The organism is Streptomyces sp. MNU76 (assembly GCF_020982545.1).
GTDB lineage: Bacteria > Actinomycetota > Actinomycetes > Streptomycetales > Streptomycetaceae > Streptomyces.
In genome coordinates this window covers 269,808-282,464 of record NZ_JAJKLK010000009.1, presented here as the reverse complement: position 1 = coordinate 282,464, position 12,657 = coordinate 269,808, and the positions used below count along the sequence as shown (strand labels likewise).

Below are 12,657 nucleotides of genomic sequence, written 5' to 3'. Positions count from 1 at the left end.
ACTTCTGTGGACAAAGAAAATAAGCAGGTAGCACCGACGGCGGGCCGGGTCAGAACCGGCCGTCCTGGCAGCGCGCCACCCAGTCCGCCGCGGCCACGAACTCGGTGTCGGAGGTGCCCGGCAGCGTGGGCCGGACCTTCGCGGTGGCGGCGTCCGCACGCGGGTACGAACCGAGGAAGCGGACCTGGAGGCAGACCCGCTTGAGGCCCATCAGCGCCTCCGCCACCCGCCGGTCGGCGATATGGCCCTCGGCATCGATGGCGAAGCAGTAGTTGCCGATGCCCTCGCCGGTCGGGCGGGACTGCAGAAGCATGAGGTTCACGCCGCGGACGGCGAACTCGCCGAGCAGGTCGCGCAGTCCACCGGGGTGGTCGTCGCGCTGCCAGATGACGACGGACGTCTTGTCGGAGCCGGTCGGGGCGGCCGGCCGGGCGGGACGGCCGACCAGGACGAACCGGGTCTGGGCGTTCTCCGCGTCGTGGATCTCGGTCTGCAGGGCCTCCAGGCCGTAGCGCGAGGCCGCGAACTCTCCGGCGAAGGCGGCGTCGTAACGGCCTTCCTGCACGAGACGGGCACCGTCGGCGTTCGAGGCGGCGGACTCCCAGACCACGTCGGGCGGGAGGTTGGCCTTCATCCACTTGCGGACCTGCGGCTGGGCGGCCGGGTGTGCGGTGACCGTCTTGATGTCCGAGAGCTGGGTGCCCGGCCGGACCAGGAGCGCGAAGGTGATCGAGAGGAGCACCTCGCGGTAGATCATCAGGGGGGCCCCGGCCACCAGCTCGTCGAGCGTGGTCGTGATGCCGCCCTCCACGGAGTTCTCGATCGGGACGAACGCGGCCTCGGCCTCACCGTTGCGGACGGCGTCGAGCGCGGCGGGCACGGACACCATCGGGACGAGCTCGCGGGTCGCGGCCTCCGGCAGCGTGCGCAGGGCGACCTCGGTGAAGGTGCCCTCGGGGCCGAGGTACACGTAGCTGGCTGACATGGACTCACCCTAATGGGCCCCGGTGCAGCCGTACGACTCTCGGCCCGGCCCCGCGGCCGTCAGCCCTCCAGCAGACCCTGCCCCACGTACTCCCCCTCCGACGCGCCTCCCGGCACCGCGAAGAGGCCGCTCGACTCGTGGCGGATGAACTTCGACAGGGCGTCGCCGCGGTCGAGTTTGCGCTGGACGGTGACGAAGCCGCGGAGCGGGTCGGCCTGCCAGCAGACGAAGAGGAGACCGGCATCAGGGACGCCCTTCGCGTCGATGCCGTCGTGGAAGGAGAACGGGCGGCGGAGCATGGCCGCGCCGCCGTTCTGGTCGGGGCGGGAGATACGGGCGTGCGCGTTGATCGGGACCAGGAGACTGCCCTCGGCGTCCGTCTTCTCCAGATCCATCGCGGTCGTCTCCGTGGCCTTCGAGCCCCCGCTCAGCGGGGCGCCGTCGGACTTGCGGCGCCCGATGACGTCCTCCTGCTCCTTGAGTGAGAGCTGCTCCCAGTCGTCGAGGAGCATGCGGATACGGCGTACGACGGCGTAGGACCCGTTCGCCATCCAGGCGGGATCGCCGGAGGTGCTCGGTGAGGCGGACCCGGGCACGAAGATCCGCTCGTCGAAGTCGGACTCGGTCGGCTTGGGGTTGCGGGTGCCGTCGACCTGCCCCATCAGGTTGCGGGCGGTCATGGGGTGGGCCGTGGCGCCCGGCGAGCGGTTGAAGCCGTTCATCTGCCACCGCACCCGGGCCGCGCCGCCCGCGTCCTTCTGGATCGCGCGCAGGGCGTGGAAGGCGACGAGCGCGTCGTCCGCGCCGATCTGCACCCACAGATCGCCGTCGCTGCGCGACCTGTCGAGCTGGTCCGAGGAGAAGTCCGGCAGTGGGTCCAGGGACTCCGGGCGCTGCTTCTCGAGGCCGGTACGGGCGAAGAAGCTGTGTCCGAAGCCGAAGGTGACCGTCAACGACGAGGGCCCGGCGTCCAGGGCGATCGCGGTGTCGTCCTGAGCCGCGGGCTCGCCCGCCATCAGCCGCCGGGCCGTGTCCGACCAGCGGCGCAGCAGGGCGGCGGCCTCCTTGCGCCCGGCCCCGGCAGCCAGGTCGAAGGCGACGAGATGGCCACGCGCCTGGAGCGGGGTGGTGATCCCCGGCTGATGTTTCACGTGAAACATGACCTCCCCCGCGCCGAGGGAGGACAGCGGGGTGACCTTCTCGGCGGAGGACGAGGAGGCGGAGCCCGCCGCGTAGCCTGCGGCGGCGCCCGCCGCACCCAGCGCGAGACCGGTGACGCCGGCCGTGCCGAGCAGGCGGCGGCGGGAGATGGGTCCGCTCGCGGGGCTCCCGTGCGGTCGGTCCCCTTCCCGTTTCTGTTCCGCACCGACGGACGACGACGGTGAGTCGTCCGTGGTCGCCCGCACCCGTGCGGCGGCGGTGTGGTCACCGCCGCCCCGTGCTCCTCTCCGGGCGGGGCCGTCTTCGACGAGGTCCTGGTCAGCCATGGTGTGTTTCAGCCGATCTTCGCGTTCTTGCTGACGGTCGCCTGGTCGATGTCGGATGTCCGTACGGTCATCTCGATCTTCCAGTCGCCCGCCATGGGGACCTGTACGCCACTCGCCGTCCAGTGGCCGGTGGTGACGCGTTCGGGGACCACGGGCAGCGGGCCGATCTTCTTGGCCTCCAGGGTGAAGGCGACCTTCACCTCGGGGACGTCGATGGGTTTGCCGTCGGGCCCCTGGACGTAGACGTGCATCTCGTTGGCACCCACCCGTGCGGGGTCGATCTGCAGCCGGGCGACGCCCTGGCCGTTCTTGCCACCGGTGTCGAACGACATGTCCAACGCCAGCGCGCCCGACGTCTCGTCCTGCTGCGTCACGGCCGCCTTGGCCGCCTCGGCCTCCTCCACCGTGCGCCCCGGCTCGGTGGCCGTCAGCACCGTGGTGACGGCGAGCAGGACGACGGCGACGCCCGCCTCCGCCAGCACGGACCGACGCAGACCGGGACGGCCCGGATCCGCGTCCCGCAGCCGTTTCTCGCGCGCGCTCGCCACCGCCGCCCGCTGCCGGGCGAGCTGGGCGGCCCGCTCCGCGCCCTCGCCGGTCGCCTTCGTGGAACCGACCGCCGCGTGCGCGACCACCGGCTCCTTCTCCTCGGCGGCCCCCTTCTCCTGAGCGGCTTGCGTCTCCCGAGCAGCTTGCGTCTCCAGCGCGGCAGGCGCCTCCGCCAGCTGCGAGGTCCACCGGCGCGAGATCCACGCGATCCCGACCAGGACGGCCACCAGGCCGATCTTCACGAGGAGGAGTTGCCCGTACGACGTGCCGGTCAGCGCGGACCAGCTGCCGACCTGGCGCCACGACTGGTAGATCCCGGTCGCGGCCAGCACGAGCACGCTGCCGAACGCGAGCCGCGAGAACCGCCGTACGGCCCCGGTCTCGATCTGCGCGCCCACGGGTGCTCGGAAGAGTGCCACGAGGAGCGTCGCCAGGCCGCCCAGCCAGGCGGCGACGGCCAGCAGGTGCACGACGTCCAGGGGCATCGAGATGCCGGTCTGGATACCGGTCGAGGCGTGCTCGGCCATCGCCCAGCTCGCGGCGAGGCCGGCCGCGACCACGCCCCCGCCGACGGCCAGCCCGAAGGTGAGGTCCCGCTGGAGGGACGGGTCGTGGTGCTCGGAGTCCGCGTCGGTGTCCGTGTCGGCGTCGTCCCGGGAGTCCGCATCGTCGGCGACGCGCGCGGTGCCGGCGGCCGCCGTGGCTGCGTCCCCGGCGTCCCCGGCGTCCCCGGCTTCCTCGGTCTCCTCGTACCGCCGTGCGTACGCGCCGAACAGCACCGCGATGAACAGGGCCGCGGCGGCGAGGAGCAGCAGACGGGAGACCAGGGCGGCGCCGGTCTTCGTCTGGAGGACCTGGCTGAGGAGGTCCAGGTCCAAGACGTCGCCGAACTTGCCGGAGCCGGTGTAGGCACCGCGCAGCAGCAGCATCGTGAGGGTGGCGATGGTCAGCGTGAGCCACCCGGCCACCACGAGCCGCTGCACGGGCCGTACCCCGGCGCCGCGCTGCCAGCAGGCCAGTACGAAGGTCGCGCCGCCGACCAGCAGGATGAAACCGGCGTACGACAGATAGCGCGCGACGCCGTAGAGGCCGCCGACGAGCCCGCCGCCCGCGCCCTGCTCGGGTACCGCGACCGTCGTCTTGGACGGCGCCCCCACCGAGAAGGTGAAGGCACCGGAGACAGGGTGGCTGTCCGCCGAGACGACCTGGTAGGTGACGGTGAACGTCCCGTCGGGCAGGCCCGAGTGCAGCCCGACGGCATAGCTGTTCCCGCCCAGATCGGTGACCTCGCCGGTGTCGGCCTCCTTGCCCTTGGGGTCGTACACGCGCACCGAACCGTCGGACACCGCGACCTTCTCGGAGAAGGTGAGCGACACCTGGTCCGGTGCCTCCTGGACCACCGAGCCCTGTTGCGGGTCGCTGCCGGTCAGCGCGGCGTGCGCGGAGACGGGCACGGCACCGGCGAGCAGAGCTCCGACGGTGGCGAACAACAGCAACAGCAAGGGCCTCAACCGGCTCACCGGTGCTACCTCCCTCAGTGACCGCTGGTCGGCTGGTACGTCGCCGACTTCACGGGCATCTCGACCGTGATGGCCTCGGACGTGGTGAAGGTCAACCGCAGGGACACCGTCTCGCCTTCCTTCGGCTTGCGCTTCAGGTTCTCGAACATCAGGTGGTTTCCACCGGTCTCCAGGACGAGTTCGCCGTCGGCGGGGACCTTCAGGCCCGCGACCTCCCGCATCGACTGCCCGGTCGTCTCGTGGACGGTGACGTCCTGGGCGAGGTCGCTGGTGACGGAGGTCAGCTCGTCCGCCGTACCGCCGTCGTTCTCGATGACGAGGTATCCGGCGGCCATGGAGTCCGTGACGGGCTGCGGCATGTAGGCCGCCTTCACGGACAGCTTCGCGGCGGAGCCGGAGGAAGAGGAGTCGGTGGAGCCGCAGCCCGTCAGGGCGACGAGCGCGGCGGCGGTGATCAGGACGGGGCCGGCCGGTGCTCTCACGGGTTCTCGCCCTTGAGCAGCTTCGGCAGGCCCTTCTCGTAGTCCTGCACGGTGGCATTGTCGTCGTACAGCACATAGCCGTCGTCGGTCTTCGGCGAGAACGCGATGACCTGGGTGCCGTGCTCGGAGACGGTCTTGCCGTTCTCGTCCTTGGTCGGCGGGGCGATGGAGATGTGGAGGGTGCGGGCGCCGGCCTGGATGTCGTCGAAGTCGCCGGTCAGGCCGACGATCTCGGAGTCGATGCCCTTGAGCCACTTGCCCAGTTCGGCCGAGGTGTCGCGCTCCGGGTCGGTGGTGACGAAGACGAGCCGGAGGTCCGCCAGCTCCGCCTTCGGCACCTTCTTCGCGATCTCCTTCTTGGCGACCGCGAGGTTGTTCATGGTGAGCGGGCAGACGTCGGGGCAGTTGGTGTACCCGAAGTAGATCAGCGTCGGCTTGCCCGCGGTCTCCTTGCGGAGGTCGTACGACTTGCCGTTGGTGTCGGTGAGGACCAGGTCCGGCTTGGTGAACGGCCGGTCGAGGACCGTGAAGTGCCTCTGGGGGCCGGTGTCGGAGACCTCGGCGACCGACGTGGTGGAGTTGTCGCCCGTGCCGCAGGCCGAGAGGCCGAGGACGGCCGCGGCCAGCAGGGCACCGGCCGCGAGCGTCTTCTTCTTGGTGTTCGTGCGCATGAGGGATGTCCAGTTGGTTCGAGCCCCGGCGCGCACGGGGCGTACCCGCGCGCGCCGAGGGAGAGGCCGGGAAGCCGGAGGCTCAGGCGTTCGTGCGCCGGCGGCCGGCGAGGACGCCGTACGCCACGCCCGCCGCGCCGACGACGATGCCGACGACGCCGAGGACGCGGGCGGTGGTGTCGCTGCTGCCGGCGGGTGCGGCGGTGGTCTTGTTCGACGCGGCCTCGGCGTCGTCGGCGTCCTTCGACTCGTCGGAGGCGTTCGAGGCGCCGGACGCGCCGTGGTGGTCGTCGGACGCGGCGGACAGCGCGAGCACGGGCGCCGGGTTCTCGGGCTCCTCCTGGCCGTCCTGCGGCACCTCGATCCAGCGGACGACCTCCTTGTTGGAGTACGTCTGGAGCGCCTTGAAGACCAGTTCGTCGGTGTTCTCGGGGAGTTGACCGATGGAGACCGGGAACTTCTGGAAGAAGCCCGCCGCGATGCCGTCGCCGGTGGCGGTCCAGGTGATCTTGGAGACGGCCTCGTCGATCTGCTCGCCGTGCAGTTCGAGCGGCTTGTCGAGCTTGGCCTTGGTGACCTGGATCTTCCAGCCGGGGACGGCCTCCGGCTGGGCCGAGGCCAGCGGGTGGTCGGTCGGGAAGTTCACCTCGACCTTGGTGGTCGTGGCGTCGTCGCGCTCGTTGGGGACCTTGAAGTTGACGGTCGCGTACCCGCCCTTGGCCGCCGTGCCCTCCGCCGCGACGCTGACGTGCGCGAACGCGGGGCCGGACAGGAGGAACACGGCCGAGCCGACGAGGGCGCCGACGGCGGCGATACGAGAAGCCTTCATGACTGGTGACACTCCACAGTGAGTGAGGGAGAAGAGAGGACGAGGGACCGCGCACCCCGCGAGCCGACAGCCGGGCTGTGGCCCGGGCCGGCATCCACGGCCGGGACCGGGAGCACGGCTGGGAGCCGGTGCTTCGGGTCCGGGAGCCTGCGCCTGGGGATCCGAGCCTGTCGGTCCGAGCCGTGAGGTCCGAGCCCGGGGTCCAGGTCCCGGGCCGGCTCAACAGGCGCCCGAGTTCTGAATCCGCAGAATCGGAAGCCGCAGAGCCGGAGCCCGTGAGGCTGGAGCCGTGGAGCCGTGGAGCCGTGGAGCCGTGGAGCCGTGGAGCCGTGGAGCCGTGGGGCCGGGGTCGGCAGCAGGTGCGCGGGGCTCGGCGCCGGGCGACGGACGCCCTCTCCCTGGTGCGGAGTGAGTGTGCGTCGGGTCAGGCGGCGAGCATGAAGGCGGGGGCGGCGGCCGGCGGGCCGCGGCGGACGACGGTGTGCTGCAGCACGGTCGTCCGCAGGGCGGCGGGCGCCACGTGCACGGTGTGCAAGGCGCGCGAAACCGCCTCCGGCGTGCTCGGCAGCCCGGACCGCAGGACCCGCGCCAGCGCGAGCGCGCCACGCAGCGACCGTACGAGCGGCTCCTCGGTCGCCAGCCGGGTCAGACGGAGCAGCGCGAGGTCGCCGTGGCGCAGTACCCACCCGGCGGCCACGGCCGCGAGCACATGGCCGAGCAGCATGGGCAGGGACGGCAGGAGGGCGGCGGACGAGCCCGGCGCGGTCGTCATCGCGTCCGCCGGGTCGTGCGTGACGTGCGTACCGCCGACTCCCGCGTCGATGAGGATGCGGCGGGCCCGCTCGGGGCTCAGGGCCGCCGCGGTCGTGCCGCACACGAAGCGGGCCGCGCGCTCGATGAGCGCCGCGTCCATCACCTCCGTCGTGCGGGACGCGCCGGTCGCCCCGTGCTGGTTCAGGCCGAACAGGACGTGCAGCACGGTCTGGCCCACCGCCAGCAGTGCCGCGATGCCCGGGAGCGAGCGTTGCCGGCCGGCCAGTGCGGCGGCGACGCAGAAGGTGCCGACGAACCCGACGCCCAGACTCCACAGCGGGACCGTCGCGCACGAGGCGAGTGCGTGTCCGGCCCCGGCCAGCACGACACAGACCGCGGCGAACACCGCGGCCCGCAGGACCCGGAGGTCGCCTCCGGCGCGGGTCCGGCGTGGCGCGGCCGGGCGGTCTGGGTGGGGGACAGTCATGGCGGGCCCATCATCGCACCGGGGCGCCCCGCCGGGTTCGGCGGGTTCATGGGTTGAGGTACGGGGAGGGAGAGCGCGGTGTTCAGGGGCGTGCGGTGGAGGTGGGTGCGCGCGGAAGGGGCGGGTGATTCGGAAGGGTTCGGTCCGCATACACCGAATGTGCGGGGGACGCATCCGCCGTATGGGCGGAGAGACGGGTCCCGGGCGATTGCGGGCGGGCCTCGGTGGCAATACGTAACGGTATGTCGAGCCGCGGCCAGGAGGCTGGAGCATGAGCATCTGGTGGTCACTCCATCTGCGGCGCGAGGCTGCGAGCGTGCCGCTCGCCCGACGGCTGCTGATCGGCACGATGGAGACCGCGGGCGTCGATCCCGACGTCTCCTACGACCTCTCCATCGCCCTCAGCGAGGCCTGTGCCAACGCTGTCGAGCACGGCGGCGCGATCCCGGCCGGCACCAGCAGCGAGGCGTACCGGGTGACGGCCTACCTCGACGGTGAGAAGTGCCGGATCGAGGTCGCCGACTCCGGCCCGGGCTTCCCGCACCGCCGCCCGGTCCGTCCGGCCCCCGCCGACGCCGAGGACGGCCGTGGCCTCTGCCTCATCCGGGAACTCGCCGACCACGTCCACATCGGCAACAAGCCGGGCCGCGGCGGCGCGATCGTCAGCTTCGACAAGATCCTCAAGTGGCGCGACGACGCACCGCTGGTGGCCGTCTAGAGCGCACCCGTTCCTCGTGACCCTTGTCCCGCAGGGTGATCGTCAGGTTGCCCATGCCGACCAGCACATCGGGGTGGTCCGCGCCGAACCGTCGGCGCAGCCCCTCCACGGCCTGGTGTTCCGAGCGCTCGGCGTGGTCGTACAGGCCCCGGTCCCCGTAGGCGTTGGCCAGGTTGAGGCCCGCGGAGCAGACGGCCGGGTGGTCGTCCCCGAGCGTCGCCGCCAGACAGTCGCGGGCGTGCCGGCTCAGCTCCTCCGCCTTCTCGGTGTTGCCGAGGGCCCGGTGGTACATGGCGAGGTTGTTGAAGCAGTACATGGTGAACGGGTGTTCGGCGCCGAACGAGTCCTGGTACTCGTCCAGCACCTCCTCGACCTGGCGGACAGCCCGCGCGGGACCGTCCTCGGGATCGGTGGCGAAGTAGTCCGCGGCGAGGTTGAGCCCGCAGGCCAGGATCTCGGGGAGGGTGCTGCCGTGGCGGTCGTGGTAGCGGGCGTACGTCTTCCAGGTCTCCTCGGTGATCCGCAGCGCCTCGGCGGTACGGCCCGCCTTGCGCAGGGAGACCGCGAGGCTCTTGTCGGCCTGCAACACCTCCGGCACGCCCGGGTTGAACACCTGCTCGAAGCCTTCGCGGACCTCGCGCAGGAGCTCGGCGGAGGTCCGGTAGTCCCCGAGGTCGCGCAGGTCACGCGCGTGGTGGCCCTTGGTGGCGAGCGTGTAGGGATGGGTCGGGCCGAGCAGCGCGGTGCGGCGGCGGACGATGTCCTCGGTGAGCCGGCGGGCGGCCTCGCTGTCGCCGGCCAGCCGTAGGTCGATGGCCAGGTTGTTGGCGGCCGAGAGCGTCCGCGCGTGGTCCTCGCCGAAGGTCTCGCGGAAGCCCAGATGGATGCGCAGGTCCAGTTCCAGGGCCTCCTTGTAGCGGCCCAGGGCCCGGAGGGCGAGTCGCTGCCCAGCGCGTTCGGCGCCACGGGCCACCCCCCGGAGGCCGCAGGTGCTGCACGGTCTGGGCGGGGTGGGCAAGTCCCAGCTCGCCCGCGAGTACGCCCACCGGTTCAAGGCGGACTACGACCTGGTGTGGTGGATCGACGCCGAACAGCCGGACCCCGTGCTGCCGAAGGTGGCCGCCCTCGCGCAGGAACTGGACCTGCCGGTCGGCGACGACGTCTCCGAGGCGGCCGAGGCCGCGATGCGGGCCCCGCGGCAGGGTGACCCGTGCGCCCGCTGGCTGCTGATCTTCGACAATGTGCCGGACCTCAACCGGGCGTTGCCGCTCTTCCCGGGCCAGACGGCTCCGCTGCGGGACCACGTGTACGGCCACATCCTGGTCACCACCCGCGACCGGCCCGGCTCGACGGTGGTGCAGTCGCTGGAGATGGAGGTCTTCACCCGCGAGGAGAGCGTGGAGCACCTGTGCCGCCGGGTCCCCGGACTGCGCGACGCCGACGCGGACCGGGCCGCCGACGCGCTGGGCGACCTGCCGCTGGCCGTGGAGGTCGCGGCGGCCTGGCTGGAGGCGACGGCCACACCGGTGGAGGAGTACATCGACCAGCTGCGGGAGCAGTCCACCCGGGTGCTGTCGGTGCAGGAGGCGGTGAACGCGGTCGAGTACCCGTCCTCCGTCGGCGCCAAGAGGGGGACGAAGACCTTTGGGCGTCGCGCCCCTCGCTCTCCTACGGCCGGACCGTCCGCCGGTGCTGCTCCGCCGCCCGCCGGGCCGCTCGCAGAGCCTCCGCGCCGACCTCGTCCGTGGCCAGCGCCTCCCGGAGGCCCGCCACGAACCGCTGCCCGGTCTCCGTCAGCGCCCCGGAGTCCGCCAGCGTCCCCACCGCCTCCGCCGTCTGGTCCCGCCACCGGGAGAACCGCGTCTCGGCATCCGGCCCGCCCCCGCCGCGCCACCGGGCCCGCCAGAAGTCGACGACCGCCAGATGCGCGTACGTCCCCTGCAACAGCCCCTCCAGCGGGCGCGGGTCGGGACGCCAGGGCGCGTAGAACAACGTCGCGCAGGTCGGGTCGTACAGGTCGACCAGATCCAGTACGGCCCCCAGCTTCACGTGCTGGAACTCGTGGACGAGGAGCAGCGCCAGGGTCTCCGGCGCGGACGGTCGGGCGACGGCCACCGCGCCGAAGGCGTCGCGGGCCGCGGAACTGATGTCGGCGCCCTCGGGGGAGGGCGTGAGGGGGGTGATCGTCCGGAGCCCGGCGGCGATCCCCGGCGCGTACTCGGGCAGTTCGCGCCGGATCCAGGCCCAGGCCGCGGTCAGGTCGGACCGCCACGCCTCGGCCTCGTCCTCGCCGACCTGGGGGTGCGCCGGGTGACCGTGGCAGTCCCGCCAGGGGTCGGTGTCCTCCAGGGTCACGGCCCAGCCGTCCAGTTCGAACCGCCGACTGCCCCGCCAGGCGGGGTCCGCGCGGCCGCTCCGGGGGATCGCGTACGTCCGGTCACCCGCCCGGACCGTGCAGCCGTCGACGTCCGTGCGCACCAGGGCCCTCTCGGTGCCTGCCTCCACTGTGAGGGTCCCGAGCGTGGGCAGCCGCAGCAGCCCGGCGTGCACCGGGACGACCACCGAGGCCCGGCGGCCGGACCGGAACGCGGCGGCGGCCGCGATCTCCGCCGTCCCGCGTACGGCCGTCGCCGCGGCGCCCGTGACGCCCGCGGTCGGTCCCGGCGACGGGCGGGCCCCGAGGGCGCTCAGCGCCCAGGACCGCACATAGGGGTGGGCCAGGACCCGGTCCACCGCTTCGGGGGCCTCGGCGTCGAGGGCGGTCAGCGTGTCCCACGCCTCCTGGCCGTCCTGCTGGCCGCCCTCGGCGGCCGGCGCGAGCGTCGTCTCGTGCCGGACGAGGCCCAGCAGCTCACGGGCCAGGGCGAGTTGGCGGCGGGCCAGCAGGTCGACGGTGGCGCCCGAGCCGCGTCCGGTGGCCAGTTCGGCCAGGTGGTGGTCGGCGAGCGCCGGCCGCGCGGACTGGTCGGTCATATGACGGTCCCGGAGGTCGGTGATGAGGGCCAGCGGATCGGAGCAGTACACGGACGGGTTGCGGAAGCCGCTGCCGTCGGAGCGGTACCGGTGGGTGTGGAGACCGCCGCCGCACGAGCGCACCACCGGGCAGGACCGGCACTGCTCGGCCAGCCCCGTCGAGGCCCCGCTGACGGGCCACGATGCCCGGACGCCCGGCGACCTCGTCCAGGGAGTTGCGGAACACGTCCAGTCCGGTGGCGGGCGCCCCGTCGTGCGCGGTCGTGAGGGAGTCCGCCTGTTCGAAGGTCCCGTCGGTCTCGATCACGGCGAGATCGGCGGGCGCCGGCCCCGGCGACTCGGTCAGGTTGCTCTCGCCGCGCAGGGTCCGCAGCACCGAGTCGAAGTTCCGGACGTCCATGGCGCGACCGGTCGCGGTCCACCGGTCGTGGACGGCCGGCAGCCGACGCGCGTACGCCGTGCCGTCGGTGTCCTCGGCCGGACGCGTGGGCGGCTCGTCCCAGGTGGCGTGCGGGAGGAGGAAGTCGACGCGGGGTGGGGGCGAGGGTCGCCGGCGCGTCATGGACGGCGACCGGGTCGTTGCGCAGGTCGACGGTGCACAGGAGGCCGGCGAAGAGAGGGCGGTGGCGCGGCCGGTTGAGCAGGGCGATGCCCTTGAGGACGCGGTCGTGGCTGCTGCGCCCGTCGGCGTAGCGGCGGTGCAGGTCGTTGGCTGCCCGGTCGCCGTCCAGCGAGACGCCGACCTTGATGCCGAACTCGTCGCACAGGTCCAGGAACCGTCCGTCCAGCGTGACAGCGTTGGTGTGGATCCGCAGGTCCGGCTCGCGCACACCGCTCAGGGCGGCCGTCAGTTCCGTGGCGGCCCTGCGCAGCCGGGCCCGGCCCGCGAGGAGGGGCTCACCGCCGTGCAGGACCACGTGGACGGCGGGCAGCCCGTGCGCCCCGGCGTGCTCGGCGATCCGCTCCGCCGTGGCGCGCGGGACCCCGTCCGAGACCACCACGGGCCGACGGCTCCAGCTCTGGTCGGCGTGCTCGTACACATAGCAGTGGTCGCACGCGAGATCGCAGCGACTGTGCATCTTCAGCACGAACTGACGCAGCGGCAGGAGCGGTCGGCCCATGACGGTCTCGACGGTCATGTGGTCTCAACGGTCATGTGGTCTTGACGGTCATGTGATGTCGGTCGTCTCGGTCGTCATGTGA

11 protein-coding genes and 1 pseudogene are annotated in these 12,657 nt (G+C 72.7%); 2 read left to right on the top strand and 10 right to left on the bottom strand.

The genetic code is table 11. The annotated features are described in order from the left end of the window. Positions 1-49: 49 nt before the first annotated feature. The 7 genes from pheA to E4N62_RS23665 form a co-directional block, all read right to left on the bottom strand. Positions 50-985 (bottom strand): prephenate dehydratase, encoded by a 936-nt coding sequence (gene pheA / locus E4N62_RS23695; protein WP_184891990.1) that lies wholly within the window; start codon positions 983-985, stop codon positions 50-52. A 59-nt stretch (positions 986-1,044) separates the two neighbouring features. Further along, positions 1,045-2,472: an iron uptake transporter deferrochelatase/peroxidase subunit gene (gene efeB / locus E4N62_RS23690; RefSeq protein WP_230217460.1), complete on the bottom strand. Its 1,428-nt coding sequence runs from the start codon at positions 2,470-2,472 to the stop codon at positions 1,045-1,047. 8 nt (positions 2,473-2,480) lie between these two features. Continuing rightward, positions 2,481-4,541, bottom strand: coding sequence for a copper resistance protein CopC (locus E4N62_RS23685; RefSeq protein ID WP_230217458.1), 2,061 nt, complete (start codon positions 4,539-4,541; stop codon positions 2,481-2,483). 14 nt (positions 4,542-4,555) lie between these two features. Then, positions 4,556-5,023 carry a copper chaperone PCu(A)C gene (locus E4N62_RS23680; RefSeq protein WP_230217456.1) on the bottom strand — a complete coding sequence of 156 codons (468 nt, stop codon included), beginning with the start codon at positions 5,021-5,023 and terminating at the stop codon, positions 4,556-4,558. Next, a complete protein-coding gene (locus tag E4N62_RS23675) occupies positions 5,020-5,694 on the bottom strand; it encodes an SCO family protein (protein WP_230217454.1) in 675 nt (224 codons plus the stop codon). Before E4N62_RS23675 ends, E4N62_RS23680 begins: the two co-directional genes overlap by 4 nt. 82 nt (positions 5,695-5,776) lie before the next feature. Beyond that, complete coding sequence (locus E4N62_RS23670; RefSeq protein WP_230217452.1) at positions 5,777-6,523, bottom strand: YcnI family protein; 747 nt, start codon at positions 6,521-6,523, stop codon at positions 5,777-5,779. A gap of 424 nt (positions 6,524-6,947) precedes the next feature. Continuing rightward, positions 6,948-7,763 (bottom strand): hypothetical protein, encoded by an 816-nt coding sequence (locus E4N62_RS23665; protein ID WP_230217450.1) that lies wholly within the window; start codon positions 7,761-7,763, stop codon positions 6,948-6,950. 271 nt (positions 7,764-8,034) lie between these two features. On the opposite strand from E4N62_RS23665, the gene E4N62_RS23660 reads away from it, so the two are divergent. Beyond that, the gene (locus tag E4N62_RS23660; protein WP_230217448.1) at positions 8,035-8,481 is read left to right on the top strand and encodes an ATP-binding protein; all 447 of its coding nucleotides are present in this window, start codon (positions 8,035-8,037) and stop codon (positions 8,479-8,481) included. Here E4N62_RS23660 and fxsT read toward each other — a convergent pair. Further along, the gene (gene fxsT, locus E4N62_RS23655) at positions 8,444-9,454 is read right to left on the bottom strand and encodes an FxSxx-COOH system tetratricopeptide repeat protein (RefSeq protein ID WP_230217446.1); all 1,011 of its coding nucleotides are present in this window, start codon (positions 9,452-9,454) and stop codon (positions 8,444-8,446) included. The two genes, E4N62_RS23660 and fxsT, sit on opposite strands and share 38 nt — an antisense overlap. On the opposite strand from fxsT, the pseudogene E4N62_RS23650 reads away from it, so the two are divergent. Next, positions 9,447-10,106: pseudogene (locus E4N62_RS23650) on the top strand (NB-ARC domain-containing protein); the annotation flags it as partial. The gene fxsT and the pseudogene E4N62_RS23650 overlap by 8 nt on opposite strands. Positions 10,107-10,149: 43 nt before the next feature. On the opposite strand, the gene E4N62_RS49590 reads toward E4N62_RS23650, so the two are convergent. Together E4N62_RS49590 and E4N62_RS49585 are read right to left on the bottom strand one after the other, a co-directional pair. After that, entirely contained in the window at positions 10,150-11,454 is a 1,305-nt protein-coding gene (locus E4N62_RS49590) for an HEXXH motif domain-containing protein (RefSeq protein ID WP_374117047.1), read from the bottom strand. Further along, a complete protein-coding gene (locus E4N62_RS49585; protein WP_374117046.1) occupies positions 11,451-12,593 on the bottom strand; it encodes a radical SAM protein in 1,143 nt (380 codons plus the stop codon). The genes E4N62_RS49590 and E4N62_RS49585 overlap by 4 nt, the downstream gene beginning before the upstream one ends. Positions 12,594-12,657: the final 64 nt, after the last annotated feature.